Source organism: Lysinibacillus parviboronicapiens, assembly GCF_003049575.1.
Taxonomy (GTDB): domain Bacteria; phylum Bacillota; class Bacilli; order Bacillales_A; family Planococcaceae; genus Lysinibacillus; species Lysinibacillus parviboronicapiens.
Map to the genome: position 1 here is coordinate 1 of NZ_PYWI01000031.1, position 15,596 is coordinate 15,596.

The following is a 15,596-nucleotide window of genomic DNA, read 5'->3' on the forward strand; positions in this document are numbered from 1 at the left end:
GATGAGGTAGATAGGTTCGAGGTGGAAGTGTGGTGACACATGGAGCTGACGAATACTAATCGATCGAGGACTTAACCAAAATGTTTGAAACATTCAATGCACCGTTTATCCAGTTTTGAAAGAACAAAAAGTTTTCAAAAAAACTTGCATTTATAACAAGATATGTTATAATCAAATTTGTCTTTTAAATAATAGTCTAGTGATGATGGCAAAGAGGTCACACCCGTTCCCATACCGAACACGGAAGTTAAGCTCTTTAGCGCCGATGGTAGTTGGGGGCTTCCCCCTGTGAGAGTAGGACGTCGCTAGGCAAATAAAAAGCCTGAGATTTATTCTCAGGCTTTTTTATATTATGGATAACAGCTGCTCTGATGAATGGAAGTTCATGAAGCAGCTGTTTTTATATATAAATTTTTAAAATTCAAGGGCACTACGAAGATTATTGGTATAGGATTGACTGACTGGTAATTCACTTCCATCTTTAAGTGTGACAATAAAGTTTGAAGTGAGGTCCCGGGACATTTTTTTTATAAAATGAATATTAACGATATAGGATCTATGAATGCGAATAAAGGATGAAGGTAGTCGCATCTGTAATTCTTTCAGCGTAATACTTGTTTTAAACTGCTCCCCCTCTACATAGAACCACGTCTTTTTCTGAAGACTTTCGATGTGGGAAATCTTTTCAATTGCAACAGGGTTCCAATCTTCATCTTGTTTGCCCGTTAAAAATTGATAAGGTTCTACCTTTTGAATGGTGAAGGTTGAAGGTAACACTACTACAAGTGCTGCTGGAACACCTTGTAAATAAATGGGATAACCAATTCCATAATAAGGCATATCAAAAAGAGAGTTATCCAAAATGGCATCTGTCCGTCTCTTGGTGTTTAGTACCTTTTCTGCTATGCTCCCAGATTGAACCTGCTGTCCTACCTCCAAATGAAGACTTTGATGACCAGAATGAAAATAGATATAAGTGTCTTGAACAGCAATGGCGATTGATGAATTAGATGGAAGCCAGTCTGTTAACATCGTAATATACTGTTGTGAAATTTCTTTTGCTGATAAATTATACTCATTATTCATTGTGAATATCCCCCTTGTTTGTAAACAGTTTACCAAATTTCGTCGCTGAAAAAGATGGTTTCATCATAAAAATTCGGTCTTTTATCTAAAAATAGTGAAAATTCAGATGCTCTGTTATATATTAATTTACAACAAATAAACCTGTTATGGAACAGTTGCTTGAAAGTTTTTTAACAGAGTATATTGTACACAAAGGGGAAGGTGGAATTTCGATATGTCAACACGTCAAGAAAAAATCCAAACTTTAGAAAAACAATGGGCAGAAAACCCACGTTGGGCAGGGATTGAACGCCCATATACAGCAGAAGAAGTAATTAAATTACAAGGTTCTGTTGTAATTGAACAAACTCTAGCATCTAAAGGTGCTGCACGACTTTGGAACTCTTTACATGAAGAGCCATTCATTAATGCGTTAGGTGCCTTAACTGGTAATCAAGCGGTTCAACAAGTAAAAGCAGGATTAAAAGCAATCTACTTATCAGGTTGGCAAGTGGCTGCTGACGCTAACCTTTCTGGTCAAATGTACCCTGACCAATCATTATATCCAGCAAACTCTGTACCAGCTGTAGTTAAACGCATTAATCAAGCGTTACAACGTGCTGATCAAATTGACCATGCGGAAGGTCGTGTAGATAACTTTGATTGGTTCGCGCCAATCGTAGCAGATGCAGAAGCTGGTTTCGGTGGTCCTCTTAATGTATTCGAGCTTGTAAAAGGAATGATTGAAGCAGGAGCTGCTGGCGTTCACTTAGAAGACCAATTAGCTTCTGAGAAAAAATGTGGTCACTTAGGTGGTAAAGTATTACTACCGACACAAAATGCTGTTCGTAACTTAATCGCTGCTCGTCTTGCAACAGACGTAATGGGCGTTGATACAATTTTAATCGCACGTACAGATGCGGATGCTGCGGATATGGTAACATCTGATATTGACCCACGCGATGCTGAATTTATCACTGGCGAGCGTACACCAGAAGGATTCTTCCGCACGAAACCGGGTATTAAGCAAGCGATTGCTCGCGGCTTAGCTTATGCGCCATATGCAGACTTAATCTGGTGTGAAACTTCTAAGCCATCACTTGAGGAAGCACGTGAATTTGCAACAGCAATTCATGCCGAATTCCCAGGCAAAATGCTTGCTTACAACTGCTCACCTTCATTCAACTGGAAGGCAAACCTTTCAGAAGAAGAAATCGCTGAATACCAACGCGAACTTGGAAAGTTAGGATACAAATTCCAATTTGTAACATTAGCTGGCTTCCATGCATTAAACCACTCTATGTTTGAACTTGCACATGATTATAAAGATAACGGAATGGCTGCATATTCTAAGCTACAACAAGCTGAGTTTGCTTCAGAATCAAAAGGTTATACAGCTACTCGTCATCAACGTGAAGTGGGTACTGGTTACTTTGATGATGTATCACAAGTTATCTCTGGAGGTACATCTTCAACAACAGCAATGGCCGGTTCTACAGAAACAGAGCAATTCGTATAAGATAGAAAAGTACATCGAATCCTAAATTCATAATCATAGCTCAGTCTCCTCCGCCCCTCCTAAGCGGGGGAGGACTGTAATTAAAATCGCAAAAGGTGGGGGAAATTACTGATGGAACAAGCAACTACAGGTAAGCTTAAAATTGTTGGGGAACAAAATGAGCAAACAAAAGAAATCTTGACACCGGAAGCCCTTGAGTTTGTTCTTGCCCTGCATGAAAAATTTGATGCGCGTCGTAAAGAACTTTTAGAGGCACGCCAAGACCGTCAAAAACGTCTTGATGCTGGTGAAAAGCTTGATTTCTTATCAGAGACAAAGGCAATTCGTGACGGAGATTGGACAATTGCACCACTTCCAGCAGATTTACAGGATCGCCGCGTAGAAATAACAGGGCCAGTTGATCGTAAAATGGTTATTAATGCATTAAATTCTGGTGCAAGAATGTTCATGGCTTGCTTTGAAGATGCATCTGCTCCGACATGGGAAAACATGATCAACGGGCAAATTAATATGCGTGATGCTATTAATAAGACAATTGAATTTACACAAGAGTCAAATGGTAAAACATATAAATTAAACAAAGAAACAGCCGTATTGTTAGTCCGTCCACGTGGGCTTCATTTACTTGAAAAAAATGTGCAAGTAGACGGTGAACCGATTTCTGGTAGCTTCTTTGACTTTGGTCTATATCTATTCCATAATGCAAAAAACGCACTGGAAAAAAATACAGGTCCTTACTTCTACCTTCCGAAGCTTGAAAGTCATTTAGAGGCGCGCTTATGGAATGATGTATTCCTCTTTGCACAACAATACATCGGTATTCCGCAAGGTACGATTAAGGCAACTGTTTTAATCGAAACAATTTTAGCTGCATTTGAAATGGATGAAATTTTATATGAGCTACGTGAGCATTCAGCCGGTCTGAACTGTGGACGATGGGATTATATTTTCAGCTATATCAAACGTCTGCGCAATCAACCTGATGTAATTTTACCTGATCGCGGCCAAGTAACGATGACGGTACCTTTCATGAAAGCATATACTTCTTTATGTATTCAAACGTGCCACAAACGCAATGCACCTGCTATGGGTGGTATGGCAGCGCAAATACCGGTTAAAGGTGATGACGAGGCGAATGCTGTTGCATTTGCAAAGGTTGCTGAAGATAAGCGTCGTGAAGCAACAGATGGTCATGATGGCACTTGGGTTGCCCATCCAGGCATGGTTGCAACAGCAATGGAGCAATTTGATGCGATTATGAAAACACCAAACCAAATCGATAAAAAGCGTGAGGATGTAAGTGTGACTGCTGAAGATTTAGTCTCCGTTCCCGAAGGTACTATTACTATTGAAGGACTTCGTATAAACTGCAGTGTTGGAGTTCAATATATTGCTTCTTGGTTACGAGGCAACGGTGCTGCACCAATTAATAACCTGATGGAGGATGCTGCGACAGCAGAAATTTCTCGTACGCAAGTATGGCAATGGATTCGTCATCCAAAAGGAATTTTAGATGATGGTCGTGGCATTACATTAGCATTTGTGCTAGAGATCTTGGAAGAGGAGCTTGTGAAAATTAAAGAGGCTGTTGGGGAGCAGGCTTATAACAGTGGTCGCTTTGATGAAGCTGCTGAACTGTTTAAATCTTTAATTGAGCAAGATGAATTCGTGGAATTCTTGACGCTTCCAGGCTATGAACGATTAACTTAATTGAGGTAAATCTACTAACGAACATGTCCAATTTTAATACAGTGGACTGAACTCGAATGCAGTCCACTTTGTCAGTGATGTAATGAGCGGGGTCTGTTCCCTCGTTCCTTACCGAAAGAAAATGAGCATAGTTTCAATTAAAGGGGTCTACTTATAAGTAAAGAGATTTAACAAGGGGTGAAAGATGTCTTGTAAGCTTAGATGGGGAGCTTGCAGGGCATTTTTTGTATAACTGGGGGATTATATTTTGTATGAAAGAATACATATAGGATGGGCAAGTATAACTCAAGGGGGAAAAGAAATGCGTAATAAAGAAATGTTACTAGTACCTGGACCAACACCAGTAGTAGATGAAATTTACGATGCATTAGCAAGCGAAACTAGAGGGCATACAGATCCACGGTTCGTTAACATTTATAAAAATGCAATAGAACAAACGAAGAAACTGTTTCAAACAGATGGCGAGGTTTTTGTAATAGCTGGATCCGGAACATTAGCTATGGAGATGGCAATTGTTAATACAGTGGGGAAAGGCGAAAATCTTCTTGTAATTAGTCATGGCTATTTTGGGGATCGTTTTATACCGCTTGCAACAGCTTATGGTATTCATGTTGAGGTGCTTCAAGCTGAGTGGGGGAAGCAAATTGAGGTATCAGCAGTTAAGGCAAAATTAGCAGAGGGCAATTTTAAGGCAGTGACGATTACACATGCAGATACGTCTACAGGTGTAGTATCAGATTTAGATGCATTAGTACCAGTTATAAAGAAGGCTGGCGCACTTGTTATATTAGATGGTGTTGTCGCAACGGCTGCGCTTGATGAAAATATGAGCAAAGAATACAATCATCCTGACTACAAATTAGATGTCGTGTTAACCGGTTCACAAAAGGCCATAGGTGTTCCACCAGGACTAGCAATAATTGCTTTCAATCAATCGGCTTTAAAAGCAAGAAAGGCATTAGGTACAATTCCTGCGTATTATAGTGATATTACAAATTGGATTCCGGTAATGAATGACCCAGGAAAATACTTTGCAACACCGCCGGTTAATTTAATTTATGCATATGAGGTGGCGATGAACATTGTGTTAGATGAAGGTATTACGAAGCGTGCGGCTCGTCATATTGCATATGGCCGCGCAATACGGGCGGCATTATTTACGTATGGCATGGTCGCTCTTGCAGAAGAAGCAGTTGCTGCCCCCACACTGAGCTGTTTGCTATATCCGGCAGAGATAGAGGATGGAGAATTTCGTGCAAAGTTAGCAGAAAAAGGTGTGATAGTAGCAGGCTCATTGGCACATTTAGCTGGCAAGGCATTCCGCATCGGACATATGGGTAATACAACACCGGTGATGCTTGAAGAAGCAGTAAAAATTATTGGTGAATCGTTAAACGAACTAGGAAAGTCAGTAGATATAGAAGCAGCTATTTTACGGTTGAAAGAGGTTTTAGCTGTAACTACAAAATAAACAGAAAGCTGTGTCCAATTAATTATGACACAGCTTCTTTTTGATGAAAAATTAGTTTCCTCAAACGTAAAGTATAGAGGTAAGTTACAACGTTATTTTCGCGTAGTAAGCTATTTAACAAAGCTTATCACAAAGCCATCGTAGCCCTTACTACCAACAGTTTGTATAGCTGTAGACTCGAGCCGAGGTTCTTTTTCTAACAAATCCATAAATTGACGTACACCTTGTACGCGTTCATCTTCGCTTTTTTTGTCAATCACTTCTCCGTTTCGAATGACATTATCACCGATAATAAGTGCCCCATTATTAGCTAATTCTAATGCCCACTTCAAGTAATGAGGATTATTGGGCTTATCTGCATCAATAAAAATTAAATCAAACAGTAGGTCATTATCTTTGAGGGTAGGCAAGGTATCTAATGCTTTACCAACGATTACTTCTACTTTACTTGCACAACCCGCATTTTGAATATTTTGTTTAGCTATTTTTGCATACTGTGGTTCAACTTCAAGTGTATATACTTTACCTGTTTCAGGGAGAGCGCGTGCCAACCATATGCTACTATATCCACCAAGAGTGCCAATTTCTAAAATATTTTTAGCTCCCTTAATTTTAGCCAATAAATATAGAAGTTTCCCTTGTGTTGGGGACACATCAATTTCAGGAATGCCAGCTTCTTTATTCGTTTGTAGTACTCCTTCAAGTATTTCATCAGACGGTATTAGTTTATCAACCAAATAATCATCTACATCTTTCCAAATAGTGTTTAACATAACGCTCCTCTTTTCTACTGTTTTTGTTCTTGCAACAAAAGTGTATGATAGAATGAATCATAATAAAAATATATTATTATTATTCATTCATAACTATTAGTTATGGGTAGAGGTGAACTTATGAATATACATGGCTTAAAATTGTTTTATCAAGTAGCGGAAACTGGAAGTTTTACTAGAGCAGCTGAATTGCTTTGTATTAGTCAGCCTGCAGTTTCGAGCCAAATTAAAAAATTTGAACATGAAATTGGGGTTCCATTATTTAAGCAACAAGGGCGTGGCATTGTCTTAACTGAATTCGGGGAAGCTTTAGCAGAAAAAGCACAAAGCCTTGTTACGCTTGAAAAACATATTGAATCTTTTATTGAGGATTATCGACTCGCTAAGGCAGGAACCATTCATCTTGTCGCGACTTATTTACCGGCAAATTTTTTAATTCCTAAATGGGCAGCTACATTTAAAGGTACAAATGAGGACGTTAATTTAATCATTACGACGACGAATACCAAGGACGCTTTTGAACAACTCATGCATTATAAAGCTGATATTGCTATTTATGGGGGCGGGATATCAGAAAGGCCAGAAGAAGTAACATGGGAAGAACTATTTGAAGATGAACTTTGGTTTGTTGTAGCACCAGATCATCCTTATGCCAATCAGGATATTTCGTTAGCTGAGATGGTTAGAGAGCCCTTTATCATGCGTGAAGAAGGAAGTTCAATGAGAGAGCACCTTTTTTCCTTATGCCAAACATATCAAGTAAAACCTCCGAAAATCGCCCTGCAATTTAATGGAATTAATGAAACTATTCGTTCCGTAATGGCTGGCTATGGTGCAAATTTTATTTCATCGCTTGCAGTGCGTGAGTATGTAAATAGTGGTCAATTGGCAAGAGTTTATGTCGAAAATGTAGATATTAAACATAAAATTGCGATTTGTACAAGAAAAGACGAAAAACAGAGTTTACTTGTACGAAAATTTATAGAGATTATTAAAAATTCGCTACCTTTCTAATGCTAAGAAAACAGTCTGCATATTAAACTGAAAGAAGTAATGTAATACACCGTGTTCTTGTGCTATTGCTTTAAATTCGCAGTAAGATCCATGTGAATCTGCAGTTTTTAACAATGCAATTAAGTAGTTTGTTTGTTATATTGATTATATAACAAACATGGAGCTGATAATAATGATAATTCAAATAGAACCACAGTCGGATGTACCAATTTATGAACAGGTATCACGGCAAATAATTGAAGGGATTGCGAGGGGAGATATGAAGCCAGGCGATACATTGCCATCTGTCCGTAATTTAGCAGCGGACTTATGTGTCAATATGCATACAGTTAATAAAAGCTATCATGAATTAGAGGCAAAAGGTATATTAACGATTCGTGCTAAATCAGGGGCAATTATTCGTTCAGTAGAGGAGCGAGCATTAACTTCAGAGCAATTACAACAAATTGAAAAAAACTTAAAGCCTCTTGTGGCGGAAGGAATGGTCCTTGGCGCCAGTGTAGACCAGATTGAGCTTATGATGAAAAAGGTCTTTGCTGATTTACAAATGCCAGTAGAAGGAGTGTAGCAGGATGCTACTAGCTATTTTTACAATTTCGTATATCGTGACATTGGTTATGCAAGTATTTGTCCCATATCTAGTGCGAGAGACAATTGTCTTCGGTGTAACGGTGCCTGAACAAAATATAAAGCATCCTATTTTAGGGTTAATGAAAAAGCGCTATGCTCAAATTGTGGGAATTTCTGGTGTAGTATTGTTAGTCATTCTTCTCGTTATCAATTGGATAGCTAAGCCCTCTGAAATTACTCAAGGTATTCTTTTGCTTAGTGTATTATATGGGATGCTAGCAGTGAGTTTGGTGCTATATTGGTTGAATCATCAGAAAATTACTAAATTGAAAAAGAAAGAGCAATGGGGAATTAATATAAAGCAAGTGCGTGCGGTGGATTTAACTGCACGGAGTCGCGATGAAATACTTCCTTGGCCATTCTATGTGGTCCCTATAGGAGTGACTGTATTTTTAATGATATTCACTGTACTACATTATGAGCAAATACCAAATAATGTTGCCGTGCACTGGGGTCCTAATGGAGAGGCTGACGCTTGGCAAGAAAAATCATATTTTACAGCGATCTCTTTACCGCTTGTTATGCTGATGATGCAGTGTATGATGTGGGGCATTGTGGATTCTGTTAAGCGTTCAGCCATAAGATTATCAGTTAATCGCCAAGAAGAGTCTTTAGAAGATCAGTTAAAAACAAGAAAATATATGAGCTGGCACATGATGCTAATAAGCTATGCCCTCACTGTATTATTGTCGGTATTGCAGCTAAGTAATATCTATCCTTCGTTGGCTGAAGGAGGAAATTTATTGCCAATGTTTATTGTATTTTTAGTGCTAGTGCTTGGTTCATTACTTTTCTATGTATGGAAGAAACGTCAGTTGAGGTTAAGTTATGTAGATAATGTAGTATCAGAAGTAATGGATGTTGACGAGGATCGTTATTGGAAGGGTGGATTGATTTATATGAATGCCCAAGACCCATCTGTTTTTGTAGAGAAACGCTTCGGTGTCGGTTGGACAATGAATTTGGCGAATCCACGTGCCTATATCGTCATCGTATTGCCATTCGTTATATTGCTGTTGATTTCTATATTTTCATTATAAAATAAAGGGGTTACTACACTAAGTAGTGGCCCCTTTTTGAATGGAGGTAAGTATGAATGAAGATTTTAGTGGTGGATGACGATGTGCATATTCTGCATTTAATTAATATTTATTTAACACGTGAAGGCTATCAGGTATTACAGGCAGAAAATGGTGAGCAGGCATTACAATTGCTTGAGCACGATTTACCTGATTTGGCTGTAGTTGATGTAATGATGCCAGGTATGGATGGTTTTACACTAACGGAAACACTAAGTCAGGATTATGATGTTCCAGTGTTGTTATTAACGGCAAAAGGCGAACTGGAAGACAAGGAACGTGGGTTTTTAGCGGGCTCAGATGACTATGTTGTCAAACCGTTTGAACCAAAAGAGCTATTATTTCGCATAGCAGCAATTTTGCGTAGATTTGATAAGAAGAATCAAGTGACTGTGCAGGTTGGAAAGCTGATAATTGACCGCAGAAGCTTCGAGGTTGGCATTGGTGAAAACACACTTATTTTGCCATTAAAGGAATTTGAACTATTAGCATTACTAGCGTCACGCCCAAACCAAGTTTTTGCACGTAGTATGATAATGGAACAAGTTTGGGGATATGATTATGATGGAGATGAACAGACATTAAATACACATGTGAAACGGGTTCGTGAGCGATTATATCGGTATGATACAGATGTAGAAATTACAACTGTACGTGGCGTAGGCTATAAACTAGAGGTCATAGCATGATGAAAACATTATATAGCAAGTTTGTTGTTACAACCATGCTCATCATGATAGGCAGTTTGTGTATCGGCTTTTTAATGACAAATACTTACTATCATCAAGTAACTAAGGAACAAAACGATACAAAAAATGTTGATATTGCGACAAATATTGCAGAATATATCGAGTCCGCTAACCCTGTAGATTTAGATAATTATTTAACGACACTCGGAGAGATTGGCTATCAAATTTATGTCACAACCGGCGAGGAAGGTCGTTTTTTTGGTGGTGAATATCGAGAAAAAACATTGTCACCTAGTGTTATTCAGCGTGTATTAGACGGAGGAATTTATCACGGTATGCGTGATTTTCCGAAAGAGACTTTTGTGACAGGTTTTTTTGCCAATGAACTGATTAATACCATTGGCGTGCCTTTTTCATATGACAATCAGCAATATGCATTGTTCATTCGACCGGATATACGTCTGTTATTTTCAGAGGTGCATACCATTCTAGGTGGATTAATTCTTGTCATGGCAGTATTGAGCTTGCTCGCCATGCTACTATTTGCCAAGGCATTAATTCGCCCTATTACACAATTAACAGAGGCGACACACCAACTCGCACATGAGAAGTTTGATACGCTGTTAGAAATAGAACGTGCGGATGAGATTGGCCAATTGGCTGATAGCTTTAATGTGATGACAGAAAAATTACAGGAAAATGATCGAATTCGTAAGGAATTTATTAGCAATGTATCCCATGATTTCCAATCACCATTATTAAATATCCGTGGTTATGTGGATTTGCTGAAAAATCCACTACTTACAGAGAAGCAAAGACAGGAGTACGCGACGATTATAGAGTTAGAAACGAAGCGGCTTTCGACATTGACGAAGCAATTGCTATTGCTGACATCTCTCGACCAATCGACAAGGTTATTAAAGCGTGAACCTTATCGTGTGGACGAGCAGTTGAAGGATACAGTACGTAAGTATCGTTGGCAGCTAGAGGAAGCGAGTGTACAGTTAACGTATCAGTTAGATGCTGTTATGTATGATGGTGATGCTGGGTTATTGCAGAATGTATGGGATAATTTATTAACAAATGCCATTAAATATAATGTTGAAGGTGGAGAAATTCATATTCATTTGCAACAACATGCACCTTTTGTCGAGGTCCTAGTACAAGACAGTGGTATTGGCATGACAAAAGAGCAATTAGAAAAGGTCTATGATCGTTTTTATCGGGCTGACGAATCACGTACAAAACAGGGGACCGGCCTTGGTTTAGCCATTGTTAAGCAAATTGCTGAGTTGCACGGGGGCGAGGTGCAGATGGAGAGTACGCTTACTTCGGGCACTAAGGTCCGTATTCGTTTACCAAAATTGTAATGAGGAGTTCATGTAAAGTTCATATTCACTCGGTAGACTTCTAAGTAAGTTGAAGAAAGCTTAGGAGGAATTATCATATGGAACAAAAATGGAGTTTACGCCTTATACGACTGGCGGCTATTTTTGCATTGTTAGGTACGTACTTAGGTTCACATATGTCAGGATCAGGTAGCTATGAGTATCGACCAATACATGCACACATTTTACTTGTTGGATGGTTAAGTATGTTTGCTTGGGGAATTTTTTACCGTGCTTTCAACGTGAAATCTAAAAAATTAGTAGCGGCACAAGGTTGGAGCGCAATTTTGGGAGTCTTTGGTTTAACATTGGGCATGTGGTTCTACAATATTAACCCGTTTAATTTTAGCAGTACATTTACAATGGTTTTCTTTATTGTTGGTGGGACAACTTTATTAATTAGCTTTGCATTATTTATTGTTGTGACATTTATGATTAATCAAAAAGAAGAAATGAAACATTAAGGAAACACTCTTGCTAATTTAGAAGAGCATGATACCTGAAAAGTGGAAACCCAACTGCCCTTTGTCTAGTTGATAGGGGGCAGTTCAAACTTTGAATAGGTGGTCGACATCAAAGAGGATAAATAGAGGCTTGTTCAACAAGGTGATGAATGTTTAAAAAATATGACTTCGGCAGCTTATTCAGCTTACCCAAGTCATCTGATCGCCGCTTGATTGTAACAAACTATCTTATACTGTCTTATTTATTTTTTTGCAGTAAATCGTTCCTGTCTTGGCATCGTTTCTATTCCAATTGAAAACGCGCCAATACGTGAACTTGATATCGTTTACCGCAATGATAGATATTTAAGTAAAGCAGCACAAGTTTTTATAAAATTGATGATAGAAAAGTTTTAACTAAATTAATATTCACCCCAAATAGCCCAGATGTAGAATTATGCTGTCACAATTCTACATCTGGGCACAAGTATGGCTCATTAATCAATGTAATATTTCAAGCGATTTTTTGAGCCAACGTGTCGCCTCGTTATAGTCCTGTGCAACGCCCTGGCCTTTTTTGTAGAGCATACCTAGCTGAAATTGTGCTTTTTGGTGGCCCTGATTGGCAGCCAGTCGATACAACTGAGCAGCCTTTGCAAAATCCTTTGGTACACCTTGTCCGTGACTATGCATTTGAGCTAGTTGAAATTGAGCTTTAGCATGGCCCTTTGTTACAGCCTGCCCGATCCATCTTGCTGCTTCCGTATAGTCTTGCTCGACACCTTTCCCTTTGTCATATAAATTACCAAGTTGATATTGTGCCCCAGCATGTCCTTGTGTGGCAGCTAGGCGGTAGCAACGTCGTGCCTCATCTAAATCCCATGTGACGCCCAGTCCTTGCTCATATAACAATCCTAGCTGATATTCAGCGCTTATATGTGATTGGTCGGTAGCCGCACGCCACCATTTAACAGCCTCGGGATAGTCTAGAGTGATTCCAATGCCAGTTGCGTATAACAACCCAAGCTCAAATTGAGCATCAGGGTAACCTTTTTCTGCTGCAACTTTAAAGTAGTGTAGCGCTTTTTCAGGTTGCTGAAGTTGATTTACATAAAGGCGACCAAGTTCATAGCCTGCACGAATATGACCATTATTAGCAGCAAGTTGCCACCATTTTTCAGCGCCTGTGCTGTTTTTTTCGCTTTCGTAAAGAACACCAAGGCAATACTGTGCATTAATATGTCCTTTATGTGCCGCAAGTTTAAACCATTTTAATGCTTCGACCGTATCCTGTTGTAATCCTTGCCCTGTATTGTAGAGCATAGCCAATTGAAATTCTGCATTTGTATGATCTTGTAATGCAGCTAAATGAAACCATCTCGCGGCTTCCTGAAAATTTTGTGCAATCCCACGTCCTTTAATATACATATAGCCAAGATTGTACTGTGCACTTGCGTCACCAGCCAATGCTGCCATTTCAAAGCAGGCTATAGCTTCTTCGAAGTTTTGTGGTACACCACTGCCGTTATGATAGAGAAAGCCGAGATTGTTTTGTGCACTTGTATTCCCTTGGTTAGCTGCTAAAACATACCACTTAGCGGCCTCAGAAAAATTGATAGGCATGCCGAGCCCTTGATTGTGAAGGACACCAAGGTTGTACTGTGCATCGGCATTGCTTAAATCAGCCGATGCTTTATAAAGGCGAGCAGCTTCCTCGTAATTTTGGGCTATACCTTGTCCTAAATGATATAGAACACCTAAGCTATAGAGGGCGTTCGCATCCTGTTGAGCCGCAGCTTTTTCATACCACATTCTTGCAATTTTATAGTCTCTCTTGACACCCCGTCCATGATTATAAAGGACGCCTAAATTATATTGTGCACTGGCATTGCCCTCGTTCGCTGCTAATTCAAACCAATTGGCGGCATATTCGTAGTCATCTGTTGGCTGGTCTTCCTGATGTAAGATATTCATGTCGAATGGGGGCAGAACATCTTCTAATAAGGAACCTTTCCGTACGGATAAAGAAGCTATAAAGCTACGATCATAACGATTGATAAACCACTCAACAATATCACTGATGTAATCGAGAACAATTTTTGCTGCCTTCGCCTCAATAATGCCACTACTACTAATCGTCATTTTCCGAACAAGATTCATGAGTAAATAAATACGACGTGGATGGATTTTGGCGATAAAACTGCGATTATTCATGAGTGTACGAATACTTTTTAGTTTAGGCTCAGTATGCATTTCCAACTTATAACTCTCGTATAAAATCTCCTCGAGTACAAGGCGTGACCTTTGCAAGGAAATATCCGGTTTTGTTACAGTGAATTTACTAGCATCTTGTAAATTTTTGGCTAAATTTGTGAGGGACAATGCAGATAATTTTTTACATTGTTCTCGTAGAATTTCATATTGTATGACGATAGTACTCACCTCTACTTCTATAAATGACGAAAACACTCTCTTTTCTCATTTATCGGGAAATAAATGGAGTTATTGATATTTTCAAATGGATTCCCCAGTTGAATTGTCTACGTTACATGATACTATTTGATATAAGGGTTAGTTTATAGCCATTTGGGGGATTGATTGATGAAAGAGATTGCAGCTATTATTCCAGCATATAATCCGCAACAGTCATTTGTAACATATGTACATCAATTATTGGCCACTTCAATCACACAAATTATTATTGTAAATGATGGCAGTGATTTAAAATATGCAGGTATTTTTGAAGAATTGAAAACTATTGATAATTGTCGAGTTTTGCAACATGACTTGAATATTGGGAAAGGTGGCGCTTTAAAAACAGCATTTGCTTATGCTTGGGCGCAAAAGGGCCGGTTACAAGGTGTTATAACAATTGGTGCTCATGGTCAGCATACATTGCAGGATGTGAAGCTAGTGTTAACGATGACTAAAGTGTTTTCTGAAGGAATAGTACTAGGAGTACGTAATTTTCAGTCGACCGATAGTACGTTTTTGTCATATTGGGGTAATCGTGCGACAAGCTTGTTTTTTGATTTGCTTTTTCACCGAAAGCTCATGGATACACAAACAGGTTTACGCTATATATCGATAAAAGAGTTGCCGTGGCTAATGGAAGTGAAAGGTGATCGCTTTGAGTACGATACTAATATGCTGATAACTGCGCTTAAAAGAAAATGTCCAATTTTTGAAGTAGAAATTGGTCAGCTACGCTTGAAGAAAAATTCAGTAATTCAGTATGATGAAGTTAGCAATGCAAGTACAGTTATTGCAAAAATGCTTATGAATTATTTAAAACCAAGAAGAAAGTAACTTACTGGTGTATTTTTAACATATTAGGCTAGGATAAAAATAATAATTACTCAATAGAACGTAGCGAGTATAAGAAGAAGGAGTAATGCATGTGGAATATTCAGATCAAGTGAAAAATCGCGTAAAGCGGATGGAAGGTCAGCTACGTGGTATTTTAAAAATGATGGAAGAAGAAAAGGATTGTAAGGCGGTTATTACGCAATTATCGGCGGTACGCTCAGCTGTAGATCGTACAGTTGGTGTAATAGTGAGTACAAATCTCCTAGAATGTGTACAAAATGCTGAAGGGGACGGCGAAAAAATGAATGAAGCGATTCAAGAGGCTGTAAATTTAGTTGTAAAAAGCCGTTAAAGGTGCAACATTATTGTATGGGCGGTATCGTAAGTATAATTGCCAGCTACCATAAACATAAAAGACAAGACTCACTGTAATGGGTGAGTTTTTTATTTTGTGCAGAAAAGTGTTGTACTATAGTATCTATACTGTATCCGTGAGATTAAAAACC

The 15,596-nt window shown here is 38.7% G+C and carries 14 protein-coding genes and 1 rRNA gene; 12 read left to right on the forward strand and 3 right to left on the reverse strand.

All coding sequences use genetic code 11. From position 1 onward, the window contains the following. Positions 1-195 precede the first annotated feature (195 nt). A 5S ribosomal RNA gene (gene rrf, locus C9J35_RS19225) occupies positions 196-311 on the forward strand. A 103-nt stretch (positions 312-414) separates the two neighbouring features. On the opposite strand, the gene C9J35_RS19230 is transcribed toward rrf, so the two are convergent. Next, positions 415-1,086 carry a LytR/AlgR family response regulator transcription factor gene (locus C9J35_RS19230; RefSeq protein WP_054768523.1) on the reverse strand — a complete coding sequence of 224 codons (672 nt, stop codon included), beginning with the start codon at positions 1,084-1,086 and terminating at the stop codon, positions 415-417. 214 nt (positions 1,087-1,300) lie between these two features. On the opposite strand from C9J35_RS19230, the gene aceA reads away from it, so the two are divergent. From aceA to C9J35_RS19245, 3 genes are all read left to right on the forward strand, one after another. Beyond that, positions 1,301-2,584, forward strand: coding sequence for an isocitrate lyase (gene aceA, locus C9J35_RS19235; protein ID WP_107926029.1), 1,284 nt, complete (start codon positions 1,301-1,303; stop codon positions 2,582-2,584). A gap of 111 nt (positions 2,585-2,695) precedes the next feature. Continuing rightward, the gene (aceB, locus tag C9J35_RS19240) at positions 2,696-4,294 is read left to right on the forward strand and encodes a malate synthase A (protein ID WP_107926031.1); all 1,599 of its coding nucleotides are present in this window, start codon (positions 2,696-2,698) and stop codon (positions 4,292-4,294) included. Positions 4,295-4,595: 301 nt separating this feature from the next. Continuing rightward, on the forward strand, positions 4,596-5,765 hold the full coding sequence (locus tag C9J35_RS19245; protein WP_054768522.1) for a pyridoxal-phosphate-dependent aminotransferase family protein: 1,170 nt from the start codon (positions 4,596-4,598) through the stop codon (positions 5,763-5,765). Between the two features lie 110 nt (positions 5,766-5,875). Here C9J35_RS19245 and C9J35_RS19250 read toward each other — a convergent pair whose 3' ends face one another. Beyond that, a complete protein-coding gene (locus C9J35_RS19250) occupies positions 5,876-6,538 on the reverse strand; it encodes an O-methyltransferase (protein WP_107926033.1) in 663 nt (220 codons plus the stop codon). Positions 6,539-6,658: 120 nt separating this feature from the next. Here C9J35_RS19250 and C9J35_RS19255 point away from each other — a divergent pair, with 120 nt between their 5' ends. The 6 genes from C9J35_RS19255 (at position 6,659) to C9J35_RS19280 (ending at position 11,802) form a co-directional block, all read left to right on the forward strand. Next, positions 6,659-7,552: a LysR family transcriptional regulator gene (locus tag C9J35_RS19255; protein WP_107926035.1), complete on the forward strand. Its 894-nt coding sequence runs from the start codon at positions 6,659-6,661 to the stop codon at positions 7,550-7,552. 172 nt (positions 7,553-7,724) lie between these two features. Continuing rightward, positions 7,725-8,120 carry a GntR family transcriptional regulator gene (locus C9J35_RS19260; protein ID WP_107926037.1) on the forward strand — a complete coding sequence of 132 codons (396 nt, stop codon included), beginning with the start codon at positions 7,725-7,727 and terminating at the stop codon, positions 8,118-8,120. 4 nt (positions 8,121-8,124) lie between these two features. After that, complete coding sequence (locus C9J35_RS19265; RefSeq protein ID WP_054768521.1) at positions 8,125-9,222, forward strand: DUF1648 domain-containing protein; 1,098 nt, start codon at positions 8,125-8,127, stop codon at positions 9,220-9,222. Between the two features lie 56 nt (positions 9,223-9,278). After that, on the forward strand, positions 9,279-9,950 hold the full coding sequence (locus C9J35_RS19270; RefSeq protein WP_054768520.1) for a response regulator transcription factor: 672 nt from the start codon (positions 9,279-9,281) through the stop codon (positions 9,948-9,950). Next, the gene (locus C9J35_RS19275) at positions 9,947-11,320 is read left to right on the forward strand and encodes a HAMP domain-containing sensor histidine kinase (protein ID WP_438941215.1); all 1,374 of its coding nucleotides are present in this window, start codon (positions 9,947-9,949) and stop codon (positions 11,318-11,320) included. The genes C9J35_RS19270 and C9J35_RS19275 overlap by 4 nt, the downstream gene beginning before the upstream one ends. A gap of 77 nt (positions 11,321-11,397) precedes the next feature. Then, on the forward strand, positions 11,398-11,802 hold the full coding sequence (locus C9J35_RS19280; RefSeq protein WP_107926039.1) for a hypothetical protein: 405 nt from the start codon (positions 11,398-11,400) through the stop codon (positions 11,800-11,802). Between the two features lie 480 nt (positions 11,803-12,282). Here the strand turns inward: C9J35_RS19280 and C9J35_RS19290 are convergent, their stop codons facing one another. Beyond that, positions 12,283-14,250: an SEL1-like repeat protein gene (locus C9J35_RS19290; protein WP_235616376.1), complete on the reverse strand. Its 1,968-nt coding sequence runs from the start codon at positions 14,248-14,250 to the stop codon at positions 12,283-12,285. Between the two features lie 132 nt (positions 14,251-14,382). On the opposite strand from C9J35_RS19290, the gene C9J35_RS19295 reads away from it, so the two are divergent. Further along, positions 14,383-15,090, forward strand: a complete 708-nt coding sequence (locus C9J35_RS19295) for a glycosyltransferase family 2 protein (protein WP_107926041.1) — start codon at positions 14,383-14,385, stop codon at positions 15,088-15,090. Positions 15,091-15,181: 91 nt separating this feature from the next. Further along, positions 15,182-15,442 carry a metal-sensitive transcriptional regulator gene (locus C9J35_RS19300; RefSeq protein ID WP_004233098.1) on the forward strand — a complete coding sequence of 87 codons (261 nt, stop codon included), beginning with the start codon at positions 15,182-15,184 and terminating at the stop codon, positions 15,440-15,442. Positions 15,443-15,596 lie beyond the last annotated feature (154 nt).

What these genes read in the sequence shown, in the direction of transcription:
- C9J35_RS19230 (WP_054768523.1), bottom strand. Translation starts at nt 1,086, where the DNA reads ATGAATAATGAGTATAATTTATCAGCAAAAGAAATTTCACAACAGTAT.
- aceA (WP_107926029.1), top strand. Translation starts at nt 1,301, where the DNA reads ATGTCAACACGTCAAGAAAAAATCCAAACTTTAGAAAAACAATGGGCA.
- aceB (WP_107926031.1), top strand. Translation starts at nt 2,696, where the DNA reads ATGGAACAAGCAACTACAGGTAAGCTTAAAATTGTTGGGGAACAAAAT.
- C9J35_RS19245 (WP_054768522.1), top strand. Translation starts at nt 4,596, where the DNA reads ATGCGTAATAAAGAAATGTTACTAGTACCTGGACCAACACCAGTAGTA.
- C9J35_RS19250 (WP_107926033.1), bottom strand. Translation starts at nt 6,538, where the DNA reads ATGTTAAACACTATTTGGAAAGATGTAGATGATTATTTGGTTGATAAA.
- C9J35_RS19255 (WP_107926035.1), top strand. Translation starts at nt 6,659, where the DNA reads ATGAATATACATGGCTTAAAATTGTTTTATCAAGTAGCGGAAACTGGA.
- C9J35_RS19260 (WP_107926037.1), top strand. Translation starts at nt 7,725, where the DNA reads ATGATAATTCAAATAGAACCACAGTCGGATGTACCAATTTATGAACAG.
- C9J35_RS19265 (WP_054768521.1), top strand. Translation starts at nt 8,125, where the DNA reads ATGCTACTAGCTATTTTTACAATTTCGTATATCGTGACATTGGTTATG.
- C9J35_RS19270 (WP_054768520.1), top strand. Translation starts at nt 9,279, where the DNA reads ATGAAGATTTTAGTGGTGGATGACGATGTGCATATTCTGCATTTAATT.
- C9J35_RS19275 (WP_438941215.1), top strand. Translation starts at nt 9,947, where the DNA reads ATGATGAAAACATTATATAGCAAGTTTGTTGTTACAACCATGCTCATC.
- C9J35_RS19280 (WP_107926039.1), top strand. Translation starts at nt 11,398, where the DNA reads ATGGAACAAAAATGGAGTTTACGCCTTATACGACTGGCGGCTATTTTT.
- C9J35_RS19295 (WP_107926041.1), top strand. Translation starts at nt 14,383, where the DNA reads ATGAAAGAGATTGCAGCTATTATTCCAGCATATAATCCGCAACAGTCA.